The sequence below is a fragment of the Streptomyces pseudovenezuelae genome, from assembly GCF_029892565.1.
Classification (GTDB): Bacteria; Actinomycetota; Actinomycetes; order Streptomycetales; family Streptomycetaceae; genus Streptomyces; species Streptomyces pseudovenezuelae_A.
The window spans coordinates 25,797-47,685 of record NZ_JARXVH010000013.1 but is presented as its reverse complement, the minus strand read 5'-3'; the positions used below and the strand labels follow the sequence as shown (position 1 = coordinate 47,685).

Genomic DNA, 21,889 nt, shown 5'->3' with positions numbered 1-21,889 from the left:
GAGGGGTGGTGGCGAGGTGAAGTGGCCCTACCTGGGGTCTGGCGGTGCCAGGGTTTCAGCGATCGTGTTCCGGCGCGCGTTACCCCAGGTTGTCGAGTTTCTCGTAGAAGGACAGGAGGCCTTCTGCGAGCCTGTCGGGGGCTTCCATCGCCGCGTAGTGGCCGATCCCGTCGAGGGAGAGGGCGCTGACGTCCTGGGCGACCTGGCGCAGGGTCGCCGGGGTGAACTCGCCCGATCTGCCGCCGACGGCGAGCACGGGCGTGGTGAGTTTCCGGGATGCCAGTTGGCGGATCTCCTCACCTTCGCGGAGCATCGATCGGTACAGTCCGGCCGCGCCGTTGAACGCGTCGGGGCGCGCGTAGGAGCGGGTGAGTTCGTCGATGTCGTCGTCGGTGAACGCGTCGGGAGTCACGCAGAGTGACGGGATGGCGTACTGTGCGAGGAATGCCCTTTCTCGTCCGGCGAGCAGCATTTCGGGGATGCCCGGGGCGGCGAGGACGCCGATGTGCCAGGCGCCGCCGTGGGCGACGTCCGCGAGCCTTTCGACGCCGAACCCGGGCAGCCCGGTCTCGATGGCCGCATAGCTTCGTACGAGGTCGGGGCGTGTGGCGGCGACGCGGAACGTGGTGGGGCCGCTGATGTCCTGGCCGGTGAGGTGGACGGGGCCCGCATCGAGCCGCGCTATCAGTTCACTCAGGTCCTGGGCCGCGGTCACGCTGTCGTGCGCTGGGGTGGCGGTGGCGGAGTCGCCGAAGCCGCGAAGGTCGGGGGCGAATACGCGGTGGTGCTTGCTGAGCAGGGGGATCAGTTTGTGGAAGACCCACCAGGTCTCGGGGAAGCCGTGGACCAGCATGACGGGAGAGCCGGCGGTCCCGGCGGATATGTAGTGCAGTTCGGTCCCGTTCAGGCTGACCTGGTGGTGTTCGACGCCCGGGATGGTGGCGCCGCCGGTGGGGTTCATCGTTCTCCTGGATTCGATCGACAACATGGTTGTCAACCTACAGATCGCCAACGTGGTTGTCTATCTTCGTTTCTCGTATGCTTCGTCGCATGGCACGTTCACCGGGCGCTGAACTCGCGCTGCTGCTTCTCGGCGGCTTCCAGTCGATGGTGGACGACGTGCACGGCGAGCTGGCGCACCGCGGGCACCCGGGCGTGCGCGCATCGCATGAGTTCGCCCTGCGCGCCATCGACGAGGGAGCGGGCACGGCCTCGGAACTCGGCCGCCGGCTCTCGGTCTCCAAACAGGGCGCTGCCAAGGCGATCGCCGCACTGGAGAAGCTCGGATACGTCGAGCGGGAGCCCGACCCGGGCGATGGCCGCCTCAAACGGCTGCGGGTCACCGACCGCGGCCACGAGATGATGACGCTGGGCGCCTCGCTCTTCGACGAGGTGCGCGAGCGCTGGGCGGCGCATATGGGGCCCGAGCAACTCAAGGCCCTTGAAGCACAGCTGGCCCGGCTTGTCGCGAGCCGGCCCTCGAGCGTTGAAGCCGCGGCACGGCTCAATGAGGACCTCGGCGAGGTCACCTGAGGACGGCCGGTCGCCGGACGGCACCGGCCGACCCGAGCTGACAGCCGTCGGCGGGATCCGAACGACTGGCGGACACCGGCGGCGGTTCCTCCGTCCAAGTGGTCCCAGCTCAAATCGCCCTGCGGGGCCCTTCACGCCGCCCTGGTCTTCATCGGGACTCTCCTTTGTGGATACCCCAGGCTTCAGCCGGGGGAGGAAACGAAGCTCCTGCGAAGCAGGGCAGGGAAAGCCGGTCCGCCCGGGCGGACCGGCGTGCGCCATCCACCGGCCGAAACCTGTCGATCACACGGAATCCGATAAGGTGTGAGCTATGGCGCGGCAGGTCAAGCGGGCGTTCAAGTACCGCTTTTACCCCACAGGCGAGCAGGCGGCGGAGCTGTCGCGCACGTTCGGCTGCGTGCGCCTGGTCTACAACAAGGCGCTGGAGGAACGCACCCGGGCCTGGTACGGCGAGCAGCGCCGTCTGTCCTACGTGCAGTCGTCGGCCGCACTCACGGAGTGGAAGAAGACTGCGGAGCTGGCCTTCCTGACGGAGGTGTCGTCGGTCCCGCTGCAGCAGGCGCTGCGCCATCTGCAGACGGCGTTCGGGAACTTCTTCGCCCAGCGTGCGCAGTATCCGCGTTTCAAGTCCCGCAAGAAATCCCGTGCGTCGGCCGAGTACACCCGCTCGGCCTTTTCGTGGCGTGAGGGACGGCTGACGTTGGCGAAGATGGCCGACCCTTTGGACATCCGCTGGTCGCGTCCGCTCCCGGAGGGCAGCGAGCCGACCACGGCGACGGTGTCCCGTGACAGTGCGGGACGCTGGTTCGTGTCGCTGCTGTGCGACGACGGCATTACCCCGGCTCCGGCCACGAAGAACGCGGTCGGCATCGACGCCGGCATCACCTCCCTGGTGACCCTGTCCACCGGCGAGAAGGTCGCCAACCCCCGGCACGAGCGCCGTGACCGTGCTCGTCTGGCCCGTGCGCAGCGGGAGCTGTCGCGGAAGGCGAAGGGCTCGGCGAACCGGGAGAAGGCCCGCGAGCGGGTTGCCAGGGTGTATGCGCGGATCGCCGACCGGCGCCGCGACGTCCTGCACAAGCTGTCGACTCGGCTCGTCCGTGAGAACCAAACGGTCGTGATCGAGGACCTCACCGTCCGCAACCTGCTGAACAATCACACGTTGGCGCGTGCCATCTCGGATGTGTCGTGGAGGCATCTGAGGTCGATGCTGGAGTACAAGTGCGCTTGGTATGGGCGTGAACTCGTCGTGGTCGACCGCTTCTTCCCCAGCAGCAAGCTGTGCGGGAACTGCGGCACGGTCGCGGTGAAGATGGCGCTGAATGTCCGCGCGTGGACGTGCGACACCTGCGCTGTCGTGCATGACCGCGACATCAACGCGGCCCGCACCATCAAGGCGGCCGGGCTGGCCGTCTCGGCCTGTGGAGCCGGTGTAAGACCTCACGGGAGTTCTCCTGGCGGGCAGCCGGCGTTGAAGCAGGAACCCCTACAGCGCGAGCCGTAGGAATCCCCCTCCTTCAGGAGGGGGAGGAAGTCAAGAACGGCCCCTCAAGCTGGGAAGCGGATCTCCGATGGCAACTCGCCGCTTCAGGCTTCGTCAGCGAGTGCTTCTTTCGCGTCGGAACCCGCGCCGACGTCTCGGCTCTGGATCGTTGCGGCTGCACGGTGCAGCTCAGTGAGCACCGTCCGTACGGCTCGCCGTGCGGCACGTTCAGGGCGGTGGAGCACATCGATATGGCGTCGGGTGTGCACGCCGCCGAGCGGTCTGAGGATCAGTGCGGGGTGTGGACGTGTGGTCCAGCGGGGCATCAGGGCCAGGCCGCCTCCGGCGGCTACGGCTTCGGCGACCACCGCGAAATCGTTGATGCGATGGACGATGTTGAGCCGTCGGTTCGCGGCACTCGCGATGGCGTCGATGGTGGCCATCAGTGGGAAGCCGTCGCTAACGGTGATCCAGGGCTGATCCGCGACGTCTCGCGGGGAGAGGCGTCGTTTGGCGGCCAAGGGGTGGTCGGCCGGCAGGGCGACGTCGAGCGGTTCACGCAGCAGCGTGCCGGCGGTGATCGTAGTCGGCCACGGTGGCGCTTGGTCGAGACGGTGGGCGAGGACGAGGTCGTAGTCCCGGGTCAGTCGCGGGAAATGGTCTTGCGCGACATCCTCGTCGGCGAGCGAGAGCTGCGGGCGTCCAGGGCCGGCTTGGGCAAGCAGCAGTGGGAAGAATGAGGCGGCCGCGCTGTGGAAAGCCGTTACCGACACATCTGCGTCCGGCTGGTCGACGAACTCCTCAATGGTGTGCCGTGCCCTGGCCAGCGCGGTCTCCACCTCGATCGCCGCACTGGCCAGGGCTTGCCCGGCATCGGTGAGCACCAACCGCCGTCCGTCACGTTCGGTGAGCGGGACCGGGATCGAGCGTTGCAGCAGCCGTAGCTGTTGGGAGATTGCCGAGGGAGTCATCAACAGCGCCTCGGCGGTCGCGGTGACGCTTCCCAGCTCGCCGAGCTCCCGCAAGATCTGCAACTGCCGTTCATTCATCGTCTCAATGTAGTGATGCTTCAGGATTGTTGAAGAGACTCGCACTTGGCTTCAGAGTGGAAGCAGTGCAGCGTACAGGCATGACCACTGACGACAGCACGTACAAAAGCCCGGACACAGGTCCCGGCCAGGCGAAAGTCGTTCGGGCAGGCGTGGTGCAGGCCGCCGCGGTTCCGTTCGATCCGGTGGCCACGTTGCGTGTTGTGGAACGGTGGCTGTCCGAGGCAGCCGAGCGGAACCTGGATCTGGTGGTGTTCCCTGAGGCGTTCATCGGCGGGTACCCCAAGGGATCGGCGTTTGGGGGAGTGGTGGGCGACCGCACCGCTGCCGGACGAGACGAGTTCGCCCGGTACTGGAACGGCGCCGTGGAGGTGCCCGGCCCTGTCACCGACCGCCTGAGCGAACTGGCGGCCGATGCCCGCACACACCTGGTCATCGGCGTCATCGAACGGGAATACGGCACGCTCTACTGCACGGTCCTGTTCTTCTCCGACACCGGAGCCTTGCTCGGGAAGCGGCGCAAGCTCATGCCTACCGGTGCCGAGCGGATGATCTGGGGGTTCGGCGACGGCTCAACCCTTGAGGTGCACCCTACGAAGCTCGGCCGACTCGGGGCCGTGATCTGCTGGGAAAACCTTATGCCCGCGACGCGGATGGCCATGTATGCGCAAGGCATTGAACTGTACTGTGCGCCGACAGCGGACAGTAGGGAAAGCCACCACGCGACCATGCGCCATATCGCCATGGAAGGCAGATGCTTCGTACTGGCGGCGAACCAATGCCTGCGCACGAGGGACTTCCCCCTGGACCACCCCACGCCGTACGGCGACGACCCAGAGCAACTCATCTCCCGGGGTGGCAGCAGCATCATCGGCCCGCTGGGCGAAGTGCTGGCCGGGCCCGTGCTGGATCAGGAGGCCCTGCTGACCGCGGACCTCGACATGGCACTGATCCCGCGCGCTCGCTACGACTTCGACCCCGTCGGCCACTACGCGCGGCCCGACATCTTCCGCCTCCACGTGGACACCACAGTCCGCCGCGCCGTACAGACCAACGACAGTCTGAGGGCGTCCCCCTCGGTCGGCCTGCCCGACACGTTCACCTCATCGCGTGCCACACCTGACCCCGGCTCCCCTGGACACCGCCCATGAATGCGCAGCCGGTCAACATCCCCTCTCTGAACGACATCGCGTCTGCTGCCAGACGGATCCGCGACGTAGTGCGCCGCACCCCCGTGGTACAGGTGGCGGCCGGGGAACTGGACGTCCCCGTCCCCGTCATTTTGAAGCTGGAATTCCTCCAGCACACCGGCTCCTTCAAGGTCCGCGGCGCATCCAACGCCCTCGCCCTCCTGCGCGCCGCGGAATGCGGCGTCCCGACCGCCGGCGTTTGCTGCGCGTCGGGAGGCAACCACGGGGCAGCCGTGGCCTGGGCGGCACGCGAAGCGGGCCTGCCCGCCACCGTGTTCGTGCCCGACTTCTCACCCAGGGCCAAGACCGACGTCATCGAATCTTTCGGCGCACGCCTGCGCCGCGTCGAAGGCTTCTACGCCGACGCACTGGCAGCCAGCCAGGATCATGCCTGGCACGAGGGCGCCTTCCACATCGACGCCTACGACGACCCGCAGACGGTGGCAGGGCAGGGCACACTCGGCCTGGAGCTCGCCGAGCAGGTACCGGAGGGACAGCCCGTGCTGGTCGGGTGCGGTGGAGGAGGCCTGTACGCAGGGGTCGCCCTGGCGCTGGACGGACGCAACCGCGTGACCGCGGCTGAACCGTCCTCAGCGCCCTCGCTCACAGCAGCGCTGGAGGCAGGGAAACCAGTGGACGTGGAAGTCGGTGGGATCGCATTGGACAGCTTGGGTGCCCGCCGGGCCGGCCGCATAGCCACCGCTGTCGGCCTCTCGCTCGGCATGAAGACCCTCACCGTCGCGGACGAGGATATCGCCGCCGCCCGCGCACTCCTCTGGCAGCGGCTACGCATCGTGGCCGAACCCGGGGGAGCCGCCGCTCTCGCCGCGCTGCTCGCTCACCCCGAACACTTCCCGGACGGGGCCACCGTCGTCGTCTCCGGGGCCAACACAGCACCCTCGTCGAGTATGGGCCGCTGAGGAGCCGTTTCCGTACCGAGAGATTGCCCTGGCCCGGGGTCTTGCTGGTACTGCTGCTGGCTTGAACGGTGCGACGCAGCAGAGCCGACCGCGCTCGCTGACCATCTCACCGCGCACGGTCTGGTGTTGGAGATGCTCACGGCCGGCTTGTGCGGTCACAGCACTGGCACCGGTTGAGCCCCTGCAACGCCCGGGAGGGCACGCGCAGCGCGTGCCCTCCCGGGATCTTTTGTGCAGGTGACCGTCACAAGTTGGCCGTGCGGTCATCGGCGTGACTGGGTACCGGCTCGTCGGCGTCCGGGCTCTTGGCGGTGCTCGGATAACGCGGCAGGAAGAGCGACAGGACAAGGACGATCAGCCCGCCGGCGGTGAGCGCGATGAGCGTTGCCGTGTAGCCACCTGTGCGCTCCGCGGCTCCCTGCGCCAGCACAGGGAAGAGTCCGATGCCGACCAGACTGACGATGCCCAGCGTGATGCCCTGGATCTGGGCGAAGGCCCGCATACCGAAGTAGCACCCCACGAGGAACGGTCCGGTCGTGGACTCCGCGCCGGTCACGACACCGAGCAACGCCATGGTCAGGAACAGGGCCCACATGTCGCCCGTGGCGGCGAAGACCATGACCATGCCGAGTACCAGGCACACCGTGAACGGCACGAAGGCACGAGGTGTGCGCGACCGGTCGAGGACCACACCCGCGAGGATCTGCCCGGCGACGGAGGCCACGAGCATGACCGACACCGACAGCGACACCTCCGTGGCGGAATAGCCGCGCCCGCCGAAGAGGGACACAGCGTTCAGACGCACACTCATCGCCACGCCTGCCGCCACGGTCAGCACCAGCACCATGTACCACCAGGCCCGGCTCCTGAGCGCCCGGCCCAGGGGGAGGCCGGGCAGTTCCTTGTGTGCAGGCAGGCCCTTTCCCTTCGGCGGAACGACGTTCTCACGGTCGAGCGGTGCCGATGTGGGCTCGTACATCAGGAAGTACTGGGCAGGGAAGGCGATCAGCAGGATGCATCCGCCGATCAGCAGGTAGGTCGTCCTCCACCCGAAGTGGTCGATGGACAGCTGGCTCAGAGGCGACAGGGCGGCACCGGCGAGGCTGGAGGTCGCGCCTATGAGCAGGGAGTAGCCCAGCCCGCGGTGGTGGGGGAACCACTCCGAGACGACCTTGTAGACCACGCCGAGGATGGAGGTGTAACCCAGGGCCGTGCTCACCAGCAGGAGCACCGTCAGTTCGACGCCGTTCGCGCCCACGAGCGCCACCGCGGCGGTCGCGACGGCGTAGAGGGCGGTGCCGGGAACGGCGACCGCCCGGGCGCCCCAGCGGTCGACCAAACGGCCGGCCAGGGGCAGTACGAAGGGGGCGGCAACGGTGGGAATGTTGAAGATGCTCAGCGTTTCCGTGGGGGACCAGCTGAAGTCCTTGGCGACAGGGGCGACGAGGAACGTGACGGTTGTGACGAGAGCCGGGGGACTGAGGACCATGGCGAGCACGCAGGCGATCGCTGCTTTCCACGCCGGTGCGGGGTAGCCGCGCAGCGCGGACAAGGACTCCCGCAGGGTGGCGGGGGAGGGGGCGTCCGGCTGACCGGGCAGAGCGAATTCAGGGTGGGACGGGGGCGGGGACATCGTCGTCCTTCCTCAAGCAAGGAGATGGCGGCCGCCGGCTGAGTGGGCGGGGCGGTCTCGTGCTGCCGGTGGCTCGCTGAGGCGCCGAGCGCTGAGCGGCACTCCGATAGATGAACTGTACGGTTCAGTGCAGTTCATCGGTCAAGAGGCCTGCATCAGGTGATGTGCCATCACCGCCCCGTGAGGGAGCGCAGAGGCCGGAGCGCGCGGTGGCCGGGTGCTCGCCAGAGGTGCCCAGGGGCGCCGTGGCGCGGAAGGCCTTGCCTATCGCGCCACGGCGCAGATCAGGAGTTCGCCCGCGACAGCCGGGGGAAGACCTGACTCATCGCGGAATCGGGAGCATTCGGAAGGTCGCCGGCGCGCAGGCCCGCCAGGAAGACGGCGGTCGTCCATCGGGCGTACGCCTCGAAGTGGGCGGGGTCGCGGTCGGCCTCCGGATCCAGCAGCGCGTCCATCTGTGGTCCGGCCGCCGTCATGCGTACGAACAGTCCTGCGTATGCCTCCGGGTCGGGAAGGTCGTAGCCGCGCTGCCGTGCATCCTCGCGCAGGGCCACGGCCACCAGATCGACCACATGGGGTACGCCGAGGGATCGAATCGCCTCGGTCAGCTCGGGGCGCCGGCCCGCTTCGACGGTCAGGACGCGAATGAAGGCCAGATAGGTCGGGGCGGTCGTGGCCTGGAGGAGCTTCAGGACGATGCGTGCCAGCCTCTCGTGCGGGTCGTCGACGGAGGCGAGCATCGTCTGATCCAGATCGAAGTCGAGCGAGGCTCCTCCGCGGGCGATCACCGCACGGAACAGCTCCAGCTTGTCGCCGAAGTGGGCGTAGACCGTCGTCTTCGAGACGCCGGCCTTCGCTGCCACGGCATCCATCGAGGTTTGATCGAAGCCGAGTTCGAGGAACAGCTCGATGGCCGCGTCGAGAATGGGTGCCCGCTTGCTTCGCCCGCTCGAGCCCGCGCGCTGGGGGCGCTCCCGTTGAGCCATCTCACTCCTCGCTGAATCCCGGCCCTGGTGGGAGCCGGTACGCATCTCATCGCTTGACCTTTCACTGAACCCTACCGTACGGTTCAACTGAACTGAACGGTGCAGTTCAGTCAGAAAGGAAGGCGCTCCATGAGCAAGCCACCCTCTCCACCCTCTTCCGGAGCCGACGTCGCTGCGGCGGCCGAGCGGCGCCCCTCTCCCCACCTCAGCGACCGCGGGCGGCAGATCCGGGACCAGACGCGCGCCCTCACCTCTCTGTTGCGGGAGGAGGCACAGGAAGGAGAGGAGCTCGGCGCCCTGCCTCCTGAGACGCTGAGAGCGATACACGAAGCGGGTGTCTTCAAGACCGCCCTTCCTGTCGAACTGGGCGGCTATGCCCTCGGGGCGCGAGACACCGTGGAAATCATCACGGCACTTGGCGAAGGCGACGGATCCGCCGCATGGACGGTCTTCGTGGCCGGCGGCATCCGCAATGTCCTCGGCTTCCCCCAGCAGACCGTCGACGAGGTCTTCAAGGAGATCGACACCTGGATAGGTCCGCTGGTCGTCGGTGCCTCCGTTTTCTCCACGAGCGTGGGATCGGCACGCCGTGCGGACGGCGGGTGGCTGGTTTCCGGCAAGTGGGCGTTCGGCAGCGGGTGCAAGCACGCGGCCTGGGCGGCTGTGGGCGTGACCTACGAGGATGCGGAGGGCCGCCCGCACCGGGGGATGGCACTGCTGAGCCGCGAGCAGTACACGATCCTGGACGACTGGAAGGTCATGGGCCTGAAGGCCACCTCCAGCAACAGCATCACCGCAGAGGAAGAGGCGTTCGTCCCCGACCACCGCTTCGTCGACCTGGCCGACTTCCCCGCGGTCATGGACGGCGTGCGGGACCGCTACGCCGGTATCGGCTTCCGCAACGACACGCGCGCGCTCATGCTGATCACCTGTCTCAGCAACGTGGCCGTCGCACTCGGCATGGCCCGCGGCACCCTGGACTGCTTCGTCGAGCAGGCGAAGGCCCGCAAGCCGTTCAACCTGCCCTACCCCACGGTGGCGGACATGCCGTCGACCCAGGTGGCAGCCGGTACGGCCCGAGCGATGATCAACGCGGCGGAAGCGACCATCCTCGGCCACGCCGACGAGGTGGACCGCCGCGCCCTGGCCGGGATCGAGTTCACGGGCGCCGAGGAGTCCGAGATCACGATGGACCTCGTCTACGCGGTGCGGCTGTGCGCGGACGCCATCGACAAGCTCCAACTCGCCATCGGTTCCTCCACGGTGAGCCTCAGAAACCCGATCCAGCGCTTCGCGCGGGACGTGCGCGTGCTGGCCACTCATGGCGCGATCCGCTTCGACCCGTTGGCAGAGCTCAGTGGCCGCCAACTCCTTGGACTCGAACCGTTTCCCATGTTCGCCGGTGGCGTGCCCCAAGTGGGCTGAGCCGACCGCCGTACAGGAAGAAGAACGTGATGACCATGTCGATCAATGAGCACGGGCCCCATGGGCCCACGGGTGTGGGCTCCGGCCTCGGGCCGCAGCCCACGCCGGTGGCACCGACGGACGCGCAGGCCCTGCGGGAAGCGTTCGGCCGTTTCCCGAGCGGGGTGATCGCGGTGTGCGGAATGGTGGACGACAGCCCCGTCGGAATGGCGGTCAGCTCCTTCACCTCCGTATCGCTGACCCCGCCCCTCGTCTCGGTGTGCCTTCAGACCTCGTCCCGTACCTGGCCCAAGCTCAGGCAACTGCCATGGCTGGGCCTGAGCGTCCTGGGCGAGCAGCAGGGTGAGGTGTGCCGCGCGCTGGCAGGTGCGGAGGAGACCCGGTTCGCCGACGTGCACTGGGAGACGACCGGAGAGGGAGCGGTAGTCCTCCCGGGGGCGGTCACCTGGTACACCTGCACGCTCCGAGCCGAGCTCCCGGCGGGCGACCACACCATCGCCCTGCTGGAGATAGACCGCCTGTGGACCCTGCCGTCGGCCGAGCCCCTGGTCTTCCACGGAAGCCGCTTCCGGCGGCTCGACGACAGCGACAGGTCGGCTGTCCCCGCCTGAGAAGGGCCGCTGCCAACTCACCCACCCCTACAGATGAGTTCGTTGTTTTCGCTCAATCTCAATGAGGAGATCCGATGTCCAAGCACATCGCCCCGGAGGTCAGGGCCGTCGAATCGCCGTGGCTGACCGACGCCGGACGTGAGCTGCGCGACTGGGTCCGTGACCTCGTCCCTCTCATCCGGTCGCAGGCGCTCGAGGGGGAGCGGATCGGGGCGTTGACTCCCGACGTGCTTCATGCGCTGGACGAGGTGGGCGTCTACCGCATGACGATGCCGGTCGAGTGGGGCGGCAGCGCGTTGGGCGCCCGCGACATCGTCGAGGTCGTCGCAGCTTTGGGCGAGGCCGACGGCTCGGCCGCCTGGAGTGCCTTCGTCGGCGTCGGACTGCGCAATTTCCTCGCCCTGCAACCGCAGGTGGTCGAGGAGATCCGCCAGGACATCGAGGACTGGGTGGGGCCGGCACTCGTCGGTGCCTCCGTGTTCGCGACCACGGTCGGCAACGCCCGCAAGGTCGACGGCGGTTGGATGGTCAACGGTCGCTGGGCCTTCGGCAGCGGCTGCAAGCACGCCCGCTGGGCGCTGGTGGGAGTCGCCTTCGACCCCGCAGAAGCCGGCGGTACCGGTCGCGGTGTCGTAGTGCTGGAGCGGGAGCAGTTCGAGATCCTCGACGACTGGCACGTCATGGGACTCTCCGGAACGTCCAGCAACAGTCTGCGAGTTGTCGAGGACATCTTCGTCTCCGACCACCGCTTCCTCGACCTCGCCGAGTTTCCGCCGAGGCTCGACCAGATCCGACACCACTACAGCGGCGCGGCCTTCCGGCAGAGCGGCCGGGCGCTGCTGATGACCGTGGCGCTCAGCAGCACCGCGATCACGTTGGGCATGGCGCGCGGCGCACTGTCCTGTTTCACCGAACAGGCGATCAGGCGCAAGCCGTTCACCCTGCCCTACCCGAGCGTCGCCGAGATGGCTTCGGCACAGGTGGCCGTCGGGCGCGCGCAGGCGATGATCGTCCTGGCCGGCTCGACGATCGAACGTTACGCGGACCAGGTGGACGCACGCACCGACGCCGGTCTCGAATTCGGCGACGACGAGGAGTCGGAGATCAGTCTCGCGCTCGCGTACGCGGCGAGCCTGTGCGAGGACGCCATCAACCTGCTGCAGAAGACGCTCGGTTCCTCGACCGTCTCGCTGTCCAACCCGATCCAGCGATTCGTTCGTGACGCACGTGTGGTCACCTCGCACGGAGCGATTCGCGTCGATCCGCTCGCCGAGCAGAACGGCCGACGCATCCTCGGACTCAAGCCGTTCCCCATGGTCGGCGCCGCGGTGCCGCAGCGCGGCGTCAACGCCCCGCACTCCCCACTGGGTTGAGCTGACGCCTCCGGGCGACCTCGCGCTCCGCTGTCCCCGACCTGTACATCTTCATGTCTACGGAATGTACTGAACTGTTCAGTACATGTAAGAGAAATCATGGTGCCTCGATGACCGCAACACCTCCGCCGCCCGCTCCTGACGGCCAACTGCCGCCGATGTCACCCCCGGTGCCCGCCTCACCCGTGGTCTCCCCGTGGATCACCGACGAGGGCCGCCGGATCCGCGACCGCGTGCGCGCGCTGATCCCGCTGATCCGCTCGCAGGCCCGCGAGGGAGAGAAGATCGCGGCGCTCACTCCCGAGGTGCTCGAAGCGATCAACGACGCCGGTGTCTTTCGCATGTCCATGCCCGTCGAGTGGGGCGGGTACGGGCTCGGTGCACGTGACCTGGTCGAGGTGATCGCCGCGCTCAGCGAGGGCGACGGTTCCGCCGGGTGGGCCGGGTTCGTCGGCGTGGGCGTGAAGAACGTGCTCGCGATGGACGCGCAGGTCGTCGACGAGGTGCGGGCCGAGACTGAGGACTGGGTCGGGCCGGCCATCGTGGGCGCCTCCGTGTTCGCGACGAAGGTCGGCACGGCCCGAGCCGTCGACGGCGGCTGGATGGTCCACGGCAAGTGGGCGTTCGGCAGCTGCTGCAAACACGCGAGCTGGGCGCTGGTCGGCATCGAGTACGACCCCGCCGAAGCCGGAAGCGGCGGCGGACGCGGCATGGTCGCACTCCGCCGTGAGCAGTACGAGATCCTCGACGACTGGGACGTCATGGGTCTGTCGGGATCGGCCAGCAACAGCCTGCGCGTGCAGGACGAGGTGTTCGTCCCGGCGCACCGCTTCATCGACCTCGGTGAGTTCCCGCTGCGGCTGCAGCAGTTGCACGACCGCTACACGGGCTTCGGTTACGGGCAGCGCGGTCTGGCGCTGCTGCTCTGTGCGGCGCTCGCGAACCTCGCGATCACCCTGGGCATGGCGCGGGGCGCGCTCGACTGCTTCACCGAGCAGGCGAACAAGCGCAAGCCCTTCACCCTGCCCTACCCGACGATCGGCGACATGGCGTCAGCCCAGGTCGCGGCGGGCAAGGCACTCGCGATGATCAACGTCGCCGCCGCGACGATCGAGGGCGCGGCCGACCAGATCGACGCGCGGACAACGGAGGGACTCGACTTCACTCCGCCGGAGGAGTCCGAGATCAGCCTCTCCATCGCCTACGCGGCGAACCTGTGCGAGGACGCGATCAACCTCCTGCAGAAGACGATCGGCTCGTCCACGGTGAGCCTGTCCAACCCGATCCAGCGGTTCGTCCGCGACGCCCGCGTGCTCACCTCGCACGGCGCGATCCGCATCGACCCGCTGGCGGAGCAGAACGGGCGTCGGCTCCTGGGCCTGGCCCCCTTCGCCATGATCGGCGGCGCTGTCCCCGAGCGCCGTGCCTCAACAGATCCGTCCCGAGACAAGGAGCCCATCCGCGCATGAACGACTTCAGCATCATCGACGGCATCGCGCACATCAACGATCCCGCGCTGTACGAGACCTGGCTGGACCGCGAGGACTACAAGGCGGCCGTCGCCCAGGCGGACACGCCCGAGCGGACCGCCATCAAGCGCCTGCTGGTCGACTTCGAGGCGGACCTCGCACGCATGGTGCGCGACGGCACCGTGCAGGAGAACGTCGTTGACGTGATGAAGCGTTACATCGTCGAGGACTACGTCCAGCACGACCCGAACGCCCTCGGCAACGGCCGGGACAACATCATCGAGCACTTCCGCCACGTCCCGACCGGCAACGGCACTCCGCCGCCGGTGGTGAACGTGGTCCTGGATGGCGATCTGGCCTGCGTGATGATGATGCAGCCGACGCCGGACCCGGAGAGCCCCGGGAAGAGCTACGACTGGTACATCGTGACGGTGTTCCGCGTGCGCGACGGCAAGCTCGCCGAGCACTGGAGTGCCTTCCGCAAGATGGCCGCGCCGCTGCCGGGGACCTGAGGGCGAGCCCGGTCCAGCCGCCGATCGTCGCCGCCGCACCCGCTGTCGATCTCGAAGACCCGCCCTCCACCCGTCGTGGACGCAGCCGGGCCGAGATGCTCCTGCCCCGCATCGCAATCAGCCGCCACCCGTGCGCAGTGATGAACGCGTCGGCGATGCCCAAGGATGAAGAAAGAGAACTGAGATGACCATGACGTTGCCCAAAGTGAGCAGGTTCCCCGAGTCGCCCCATATCAGCGAGGAGGGACGGCACATGCGCGACGCGGTGCGCGCTGCGGCGCCCGGCCTCGCTGAACGTGCCCGCGAGGGCGAGTTGCTGGGCACGCTCGCACCCGAGACGGTCTCGGTGCTGCACGAGATCGGGGTTTTCCGCATCACCATCCCGGTGGAGTTGGGCGGGTTCGCACTCGGCGCCCGCGACACCACGGAGGTCGTGCGTGAACTCGGACGCGTCGACGGGTCGGCCGGCTGGACGGTGATCGTCTCCAGCGCGTCCCGTAGCGCGCTCGCACTCGACGACCGGGTGAAGGACGAGGTCTTCGCCGACATCGGGACCTGGCAGGGACCGCTCCTGTTCGGCGCCACCGTTTTCGCCCCGAAGGTCGGCGACGGTCGCAAGGTCGAGGGCGGCTGGATGGTGAAGGGCCGCTGGGCGTTCGGCAGCGGGTGCAAGATCGCGAAGTGGGGCTCGGTCGGGTTCGAGTACGACGACCCCAAGACCGGAGAGCGGCGTCGTGCGATGGGGCTGCTCTCCCAGGACCAGTACACGATCGTCGACGACTGGCAGGTCATGGGCATGAGCGCCACGTCGAGCAACAGTGTGCGGGCCGACGAGGAGGTGTTCGTCCCCGAGTACCGGGTCATCCACACCATGGACATGCCCGCACGCATGGACGCCCTGCGCGGCAAGTACCAGGGACTCGGATTCATGCACTCCGCGACCGGAACCATGGTCGCCACCACGACCGCCTTCGCGGCGCTCGCCCTCGGCATGACCGAGGGGGCTCTCCGCGCCTTCGTCGAGCAGGCCGCCAAGCGGCCGCCGTTCAACCTGCCCTATCCGACCATGGCCGACATGGCCTCGACGCAGGTCGTGGCCGGCAAGGCGAGGGCCGTCATCAACACGGCCGCGGCGGTCATCGAGCGGCAGGCGGACGAAATCGACCGGCGTGCGCTGGCGGGCGAGGACTTCCACCCGTGGGACGAACCGGAGATCACGATGGACCTCGTCCATCAGATCCACGCCTGTCTCCAGGTGATCGACGGGCTGCAGCTGGCACTCGGTTCCTCGACCGTCGGCCTGTCCAACCCGATCCAGCGTTTCGTCCGGGACGTGCACGTGCTGGCGACCCACGGCGCGTTCCGGATCGACCCGATGGCAGAGATCAACGGGCGGGACATCTTCGGGATGGAGCCGCTCCCGGTGATAGCCGCCCTGGGTTCGCCCCCTCCCGGGAAGCTGCCCCCGCACGCGGCCAACGGCAAGTTCCCGGGCCCGGTGCCCCGCCCCGCGTGAACCGAGCGGCGGTGTCCCCGCCGGTCCGAAAGCGGCGCTCCAGGTGCTCGGAGAACTCGACGCATCTACGGGTGGATGCGCGCGGTGACACCGAGGACCCGGAGCCGTCGGCGTAGGGGGGAAGCCGGTGCCGTTGCCGGAGCCGATCGTGCACCGGGATCGGTGCGCGATCGGACCCAACAGGCCGACGCGAGGCACCAGTTGACGTCGGCCGCTCCGACCGCCGGAGCAGCTCCCACAGCGGGTCGGAAGCAACGCGTTCCACCGCGTCACAACCTCAGTCCATGACCGATTGAGCCGCCCTCTGAATCAGCTCGCCGCGCCAATGGGGCCGCGGCGCTTCCGTAACGGAGGCTTTCCCATGACCACTTCCGTGCCGACGGGCGACACCGTCCCGTCTTCGTCCGAAGCAGGCTGGAAGTCCTATCTCGGCGACCTCTGGAACGCACCACCAGGCGCCAAGGCCGCGCTGACCGGCTGTCTCCTCCTCATGCTGGTGAGTCCTTCCGGCCTCTCCGCAATGACGACGTTCGTCATCCCGTCGTTCGCCAAGGACACGGGTGCCGCCGAATCCTCCGGCATTCTCGTGTTCGTCACCCTCCCACTGCTGATCGGGCCGATCGCCCTGCCCTTCGCGGGCCGTTGGGTGGATCAGCTGGGTGCACGCAGGGTCGCGATTCGCTCCGCCATCCTCTACGCCGCGCTGACGGCACTCATCCCGCTGTGCGGATCCAGCGTGCCGGCGCTGGCGGTCGTGCTGATCCTGTCGTCCACGTTCGGCTTCATGGCAGGACTCGCTGTCGTCTTCAAGGTGATCTCGATCTGGCTGCCGAAGCACAAGGGCATCGGATTCGCCCTCATCGGCGTCGCCCCCAGCGTGGCCGCCGCCGTGTTCTCACCCGTGTTCCAGTGGCTGATCAGCGGTAGCGCAGGCCTCGGATGGAAGGGAACCTACCTACTCGTGGCTGCCGTGATCGCGCTCGTGGCGATCCCAACGGCCATGTTCCTCATCTCCGAGCCGACGGCGCCGCGTGAGACGGGGCCCGAACTGGAGCTGCCACGTCTTCCGGGCATCCCGCTGCCCAAGGCGATCCGAACGCGGGTCTGGATCTCCATCACGATCTCCCTCGCCTTCGCGGCAGCCGGCCCGATGGTCGTACGCCAGATCGCGGTCGGCTTCTTCAGCGAGCGAGGATTCACCGAGGCGACGGTCTCGTTGACTCTGTCCGCGTTGTTCGCCACGTCGGTGGTCGGGCTGCTCGTCGGTGGGCTGGTCCTGGACCGGACCGACCGGCCCTGGGTAGTGGTCCCGATGCTCGCGGCGGTGCCGGTGGGGCTCGTGATCGCCTTCGTGAACCACGGTTCGATACCGCTGCTGTTCGTCGCGATGATCCTCCTCGGCTTCGCCTACGGCGCGGAGTCGTCACTGGGCCCCTTCCTCATCGCGCGGTACTTCGGTCTCGCTTCGTTCGCGCAGTTGCAGGGACTGACGCTGGCCCTCTCCACCCTGTCGCTCGGCCTGTCGCCGTACCTGGTCAGCGCGGTGCAGTCCGCGACCGGGAGCTATACGGTGCCGGTCCTCGCGCTCACCGCGCTGACGGTGGTCGCCGTCGTATTGGCGGCGCTGCTACCGAAGTTCCCGCCCCAGTGGATGACCGAAAGCTCTCCCGACCTGACCACCGAGTCGGCGTGAGGGTGTTCGGCAGTCGCCGAACGTCTGGGCACACCCCTCACGACGAGACGCCCACCTTGGTGGCCGCCCCCGGGCCGCCCGCAGGGCGCGTGGGGCTGCAGCGCGGGACGAACGACAACTCCCCAGGATGCGCCAACTCGGCCGTGCCGTATGCCGAGTGCTCCGCCGATCTCCTGCAGACCCTCGCCACGACCTGATGCGCCGGGCGGCCACCGGGCCGCCCGGCCTCCACCCGCCCTCCCTGAACTCCGGAGAACCGATGAGTGACTCCCTGTCTGTGGCGCGCTCGCCGGATGGAAAGCGGCACTCCTTCGACGGTCGGAGCCGGTTCGGACTCATATACGCCGGCCTGATGGCCGTGATGCTGCTCGCCTCGCTCGACCAGACCATCGTCAGCACCGCACTGCCCACCGTCGTAGGCGAACTGCACGGCGTGACACACATGGCGTGGGTGACCACGGCCTACATCCTCGCCGCCACCGTCGTGATGCCCGTCTACGGACGCCTCGGTGATCTGCTCGGCCGTAGGAACCTCTACCTCGGCGGAATCATCCTCTTCCTGGCGGGCTCCGCGATCGCCGGATCCGCGCAGGACATGGCGATGCTGATCATCGGTCGTGCCGTCCAGGGCCTGGGCGGCGGCGGACTGATGATCACCTCACAGGCGATCGTCGCCGACCTGGTACCGCCCCGTCAGCGCGCGAAGTACATGGCTCCGATCGGCGTCATCTTCGGACTGGCGTCTGTCGTGGGCCCGCTGCTCGGCGGTTGGTTCACCGACGGCATCGGCTGGCGCTGGTGCTTCTGGATCAACCTCCCGGTCGGCCTGCTCGCACTGGCCGTGTGCGCCGTGGCGCTGCACCTGCCGCGCAAGGCGCTGAAGGCCACGATCGACTACGTCGGCATCACGCTCATGACGGCGGCCGTCACCTGCACCGTGCTGGTCGCGGACTGGGGCGGCACCGACTATGCCTGGAGCGACCCGCTCGTCCTCGGCCTCGCCGGTGCGGGCGTCGCATCCTGGGTCCTGTTCTTCTACGCGCAAGGCCGCGTGGCCGAACCGATCATCCCGCTGCGCTTGTTCCGCAGCTCGATCTTCGACATCGCCACCCTTATCGGCATGATCGTGATCGGCGTCGGCATGTTCGCGGTCGTCAGCTACATGCCGACGTATTTGCAGATGGTCTACGGCGTCACCGCCGCGCAGTCCGGCTGGTTGTTGCTGCCGATGGTGGTCGGCCTGATGGGTGCGAGCCTGCCGGTCGGCCTGCAGATGAGCCGGACCGGCCGCTACAGGATCTATCCGATCGCCGGTTCGCTCGTCATCGCCGGCACGGCCCTGATGCTCTCCACTCTCGAGGTGGACACCCCGCTCGCCGTGCTCTGCGGGTATCTCTTCCTGATGGGTGTGGGCATCGGCCTCATGTCCCAGACCCTCGTCCTGGCCGTACAGAACGCCTTCCCCGCCGCCGATGTGGGCACCGCGACTTCCGCCAACAACTTCTTCCGTGAGATCGGAGCGACGGTCGGGACCGCCGCGGTCGGCGCGATCTTCACCAGCCGACTGACCGACCAACTCGGGACCCGGCTGTCCTCGACTGGCCTCAAGGCAGTCGGCGACACGGACTCCCTGACCCCCGCTCTTGTCCATGCTCTGCCGGCCCGTGTGCAGGACGCCGTGGTCGCGGCCTACCAGCACGCCCTGACACCGGTGTTCGCCTACCTGGTCCCGCTGTTCCTCGTCGGTGTCGTGCTGGCCGTCGTGCTTCCCGAGAAGCGACTCGCTGGGGACGAGCCCGGCGGACCAGGCACGGAGGGAGCGCCCGAAGGACCGGAGACGAAGGCGCTGTGAGCGGACGGACGACACGACAGCGCCGCGCGGCCCGGGCTGCCGGTTCCGCAAGGGCCTCAGGTCCCGTCCTGGCGGGACAGAGCGAGGCCAAGGCGTTGCGCGAGGTCGTCGTACGGAATGCCGAAGGTCTCCAGGACGGTGGCGCCCCCGGGACCGACCTGGAACGTCGCGAAGTCGGTGTAGACCCGGTCGACGCAGCCGACGCCGGTGAGCGGGTAGGTGCACTCCGGGACCAGTTTGGGCACGCCCTGCTTGGTGAACAGCGTCATCATCACGAACACCCGTTTGGCGCCGATCGCCAGGTCCATCGCCCCGCCGACGGCAGGGATGGCGTCGGCGGCGCCGGTGTGCCAGTTGGCGAGGTCGCCGGCCGAGGACACCTGGAAAGCGCCCAGTACGCAGATGTCGAGGTGGCCGCCGCGCATCATGGCGAAGGAGTCGGCGTGGTGGAAGTAGGCGGCTCCGGGCAGTTCGGTGACCGGGATCTTGCCCGCGTTGATGAGATCGGGATCGATCTGCCCGTCCCGGGCCGCCGGGCCCATGTTGAGCATGCCGTTCTCGGTGTGCAGCACCACCCCCGCCCCGCCCGGAAGGTGATCGGCCACCAGGGTCGGCCGGCCGATGCCCAGATTGACGTACGACCCGTGCGGGATGTCTCGTGCCACCCGCGCGGCCATCTCGTCCTCGGTCAGCGGCCCTCGGCCGAGATGCTCCAGAGGGGGCAGAGGTGAACTCGTCGGGTTCATGCTGCGGACACCACCTGTACGACGCGGTCGACATAGATGCCGGGGGTCACAACGGCCTCGGGATCGAGTGCGCCTATATCGACGATCTCGTGCACCTGCGCCACCACCGTGGTCGCCGCCGTGGCCATGACCGGCCCGAAGTTGCGGGCGGTCTTGCGGTAGACGAGGTTGCCCATTCCGTCGGCCCGGTGGGCACCGATCAGCGCGACGTCCCCCTTGATCGGGTACTCCAGTACATGTGTGCGGCCCGCTATCTCCCGGGTCTCCTTGCCCTCGGCGAGCAGGGTGCCGGCCCCGGTGGGGGAGTAGAACGCGCCGATCCCGGCACCGGCCGCGCGCAGCCGCTCGGCGAGCGTGCCCTGCGGGACCACCTCCAGATCGATGCGTCCCTCGTGGTACAGCCGGTCGAAGACCCACGAGTCGGACTGCCGGGGGAACGAGCACACGATCCGGCGCACCCGCCCCTTGTCCAGTAGGGCCGCGAGCCCTGTGTCGCCGTTTCCGGCGTTGTTCGACACCACGGTCAGCTCGGTCGCGCCTTGGCGGATGAGCGCCTCGATCAGGTCGGCCGGCATGCCGGCCATGCCGAACCCGCCCACCAATATGGTCGAGCCGTCCTCGATCCCGGCGACGGCCTCATCGGGATCCCGGCACGCCCGAACGCTCATACCGCATTCTCCAGGACCACGGCCAACGCCTGTCCGACGCCGATACAGATCGCGGCGACCCCCCACCGCTGGCCCGACGCGCGCAAACGTGCGGCCAGCGTGCCGAGGATCCGGCCGCCCGAGGCGCCGAGCGGATGGCCGACGGCGATGGCGCCGCCCTTGGTGTTCACGATCGCCGGGTCGATCTTCCACGCGTCCACGCAGGCCAGTGACTGCACGGCGAAGGCCTCGTTCAGCTCGACCGTCGATAGGTCGGCCCAGGAGATCCCGGCCCGCTTCAGCGCCCGCTCGGCCGCCTCGACCGGCGCGAACCCGAACATCTGCGGTTCGAGCGCCGACACCCCGCGCCCGGCGATCCGGGCCAGCGGCGCACTGCCGATCCGGGAGGCCGCTGCCTCCGAGCCGATCAGCACGGCGGACGCACCGTCGCTGAGCGGCGAGGCGTTGCCCGCCGTGATGCAGCCGTCGGGCCGGAAGGACGGTTTGAGGCCGGCCAGCTTCTGCGGCGTGGATCCGGGCCGGATCCCCTCGTCACGGGAGAGGACGGCCTCGCCGTCCACCACGACCGGTACCACCAGGTCGTCGTAGAAGCCCGCCTCCCAGGCGGCGTGCGCGAGGGTGTGGGAGCGGGCGGCGAACTCGTCCTGGCGCTCCCTGGAGATCCGGAACCGGTCGTTGAGCTGCTCATTGGCCTCGCCGAGGGAGACGGTCCACTCCTTCGGCATGCGTGCGTTGACCTGTCGCCAGCCCAGGGTGGTCGACAGGGCGGTCACATGGCCGGCAGGGAAGGCACGGGACGGTTTGGGCAGCACCCATGGCGCCCGGGTCATCGACTCCACGCCGCCGGTCAGGACGATGTGTGCGTCCCCGCTCTCCACGGCGCGCGAGCCGATGATCGCCGCGTCGAGAGAGGAGCCGCAGAGCCGGTTCACGGTCGTCGCGGGCACCGTCGTCGGCAGCCCCGCCAGGAGGACCGCCATCCGGCCGACGTTGCGGTTGTCCTCGCCCGCACCGTTGACGTTGCCCCAGACCACGTCATCGAGGGCGGCGGGATCGAGCGTGGGGACCTTGCCCAGCACCGCCGAGACCGCGGTGGCGGCGAGGTCGTCGGGCCTGATGTCGGCGAGCGCCCCGCCGTAGCGGCCGAAGGGTGTTCGCACTGCGCTGTAAACGAAGCTCGCAATCATGGGAGCGACGCTAGGTCGCTTCCATTAATCACGTCCAATATCT

At 68.4% G+C, this 21,889-nt stretch carries 19 protein-coding genes; 12 read left to right on the top strand and 7 right to left on the bottom strand.

From position 1 onward, the window contains the following. Positions 1–79: 79 nt before the first annotated feature. On the bottom strand, positions 80–961 hold the full coding sequence (locus tag M2283_RS34270; protein WP_280880367.1) for an alpha/beta fold hydrolase: 882 nt from the start codon (positions 959–961) through the stop codon (positions 80–82). 89 nt (positions 962–1,050) lie between these two features. On the opposite strand from M2283_RS34270, the gene M2283_RS34265 reads away from it, so the two are divergent. After that, complete coding sequence (locus tag M2283_RS34265; protein ID WP_280880366.1) at positions 1,051–1,533, top strand: MarR family winged helix-turn-helix transcriptional regulator; 483 nt, start codon at positions 1,051–1,053, stop codon at positions 1,531–1,533. A 310-nt stretch (positions 1,534–1,843) separates the two neighbouring features. Then, a complete protein-coding gene (locus M2283_RS34260; protein WP_280880365.1) occupies positions 1,844–3,037 on the top strand; it encodes an RNA-guided endonuclease InsQ/TnpB family protein in 1,194 nt (397 codons plus the stop codon). Between the two features lie 83 nt (positions 3,038–3,120). Here M2283_RS34260 and M2283_RS34255 read toward each other — a convergent pair whose 3' ends face one another. Further along, a complete protein-coding gene (locus M2283_RS34255; RefSeq protein WP_280880364.1) occupies positions 3,121–4,065 on the bottom strand; it encodes a LysR family transcriptional regulator in 945 nt (314 codons plus the stop codon). An 80-nt stretch (positions 4,066–4,145) separates the two neighbouring features. Here M2283_RS34255 and M2283_RS34250 point away from each other — a divergent pair, with 80 nt between their 5' ends. Next, the gene (locus M2283_RS34250; protein WP_280880363.1) at positions 4,146–5,216 is read left to right on the top strand and encodes a carbon-nitrogen hydrolase family protein; all 1,071 of its coding nucleotides are present in this window, start codon (positions 4,146–4,148) and stop codon (positions 5,214–5,216) included. Further along, positions 5,213–6,175, top strand: a complete 963-nt coding sequence (locus M2283_RS34245; RefSeq protein ID WP_280880362.1) for a serine/threonine dehydratase — start codon at positions 5,213–5,215, stop codon at positions 6,173–6,175. The genes M2283_RS34250 and M2283_RS34245 overlap by 4 nt, the downstream gene beginning before the upstream one ends. 244 nt (positions 6,176–6,419) lie before the next feature. Here M2283_RS34245 and M2283_RS34240 read toward each other — a convergent pair whose 3' ends face one another. Both M2283_RS34240 and M2283_RS34235 read right to left on the bottom strand, forming a co-directional pair. Beyond that, positions 6,420–7,808: an MFS transporter gene (locus tag M2283_RS34240; protein ID WP_280880361.1), complete on the bottom strand. Its 1,389-nt coding sequence runs from the start codon at positions 7,806–7,808 to the stop codon at positions 6,420–6,422. A gap of 284 nt (positions 7,809–8,092) precedes the next feature. After that, positions 8,093–8,794 (bottom strand): TetR/AcrR family transcriptional regulator, encoded by a 702-nt coding sequence (locus M2283_RS34235; RefSeq protein WP_280880360.1) that lies wholly within the window; start codon positions 8,792–8,794, stop codon positions 8,093–8,095. A gap of 129 nt (positions 8,795–8,923) precedes the next feature. Here M2283_RS34235 and M2283_RS34230 point away from each other — a divergent pair, with 129 nt between their 5' ends. From M2283_RS34230 to M2283_RS34195, 8 genes are all read left to right on the top strand, one after another. Continuing rightward, on the top strand, positions 8,924–10,219 hold the full coding sequence (locus M2283_RS34230; protein ID WP_280880359.1) for an acyl-CoA dehydrogenase family protein: 1,296 nt from the start codon (positions 8,924–8,926) through the stop codon (positions 10,217–10,219). Positions 10,220–10,248: 29 nt separating this feature from the next. Then, on the top strand, positions 10,249–10,830 hold the full coding sequence (locus tag M2283_RS34225; protein ID WP_280880358.1) for a flavin reductase family protein: 582 nt from the start codon (positions 10,249–10,251) through the stop codon (positions 10,828–10,830). A 74-nt stretch (positions 10,831–10,904) separates the two neighbouring features. Next, positions 10,905–12,203 (top strand): acyl-CoA dehydrogenase family protein, encoded by a 1,299-nt coding sequence (locus tag M2283_RS34220; RefSeq protein WP_280880357.1) that lies wholly within the window; start codon positions 10,905–10,907, stop codon positions 12,201–12,203. 110 nt (positions 12,204–12,313) lie between these two features. Then, positions 12,314–13,672, top strand: coding sequence for an acyl-CoA dehydrogenase family protein (locus tag M2283_RS34215; RefSeq protein WP_280880356.1), 1,359 nt, complete (start codon positions 12,314–12,316; stop codon positions 13,670–13,672). Continuing rightward, entirely contained in the window at positions 13,669–14,184 is a 516-nt protein-coding gene (locus M2283_RS34210; RefSeq protein ID WP_280880355.1) for a nuclear transport factor 2 family protein, read from the top strand. Before M2283_RS34215 ends, M2283_RS34210 begins: the two co-directional genes overlap by 4 nt. 184 nt (positions 14,185–14,368) lie before the next feature. After that, a complete protein-coding gene (locus tag M2283_RS34205; protein ID WP_280880354.1) occupies positions 14,369–15,700 on the top strand; it encodes an acyl-CoA dehydrogenase family protein in 1,332 nt (443 codons plus the stop codon). Positions 15,701–16,061: 361 nt separating this feature from the next. Beyond that, the gene (locus M2283_RS34200; protein ID WP_280880353.1) at positions 16,062–17,393 is read left to right on the top strand and encodes an MFS transporter; all 1,332 of its coding nucleotides are present in this window, start codon (positions 16,062–16,064) and stop codon (positions 17,391–17,393) included. Positions 17,394–17,652: 259 nt separating this feature from the next. Further along, positions 17,653–19,245, top strand: coding sequence for an MDR family MFS transporter (locus M2283_RS34195; protein WP_280880352.1), 1,593 nt, complete (start codon positions 17,653–17,655; stop codon positions 19,243–19,245). Between the two features lie 56 nt (positions 19,246–19,301). Here M2283_RS34195 and M2283_RS34190 read toward each other — a convergent pair whose 3' ends face one another. From M2283_RS34190 to M2283_RS34180, 3 genes are read right to left on the bottom strand one after another with little or no spacing between them, the layout of a single operon-like run. Next, positions 19,302–19,991 carry a 3-oxoacid CoA-transferase subunit B gene (locus M2283_RS34190; RefSeq protein ID WP_280880351.1) on the bottom strand — a complete coding sequence of 230 codons (690 nt, stop codon included), beginning with the start codon at positions 19,989–19,991 and terminating at the stop codon, positions 19,302–19,304. Beyond that, positions 19,988–20,659 (bottom strand): 3-oxoacid CoA-transferase subunit A, encoded by a 672-nt coding sequence (locus M2283_RS34185; protein WP_280880350.1) that lies wholly within the window; start codon positions 20,657–20,659, stop codon positions 19,988–19,990. The genes M2283_RS34190 and M2283_RS34185 overlap by 4 nt, the downstream gene beginning before the upstream one ends. Continuing rightward, positions 20,656–21,846, bottom strand: a complete 1,191-nt coding sequence (locus M2283_RS34180) for a thiolase family protein (protein WP_280880349.1) — start codon at positions 21,844–21,846, stop codon at positions 20,656–20,658. Before M2283_RS34180 ends, M2283_RS34185 begins: the two co-directional genes overlap by 4 nt. Positions 21,847–21,889 lie beyond the last annotated feature (43 nt).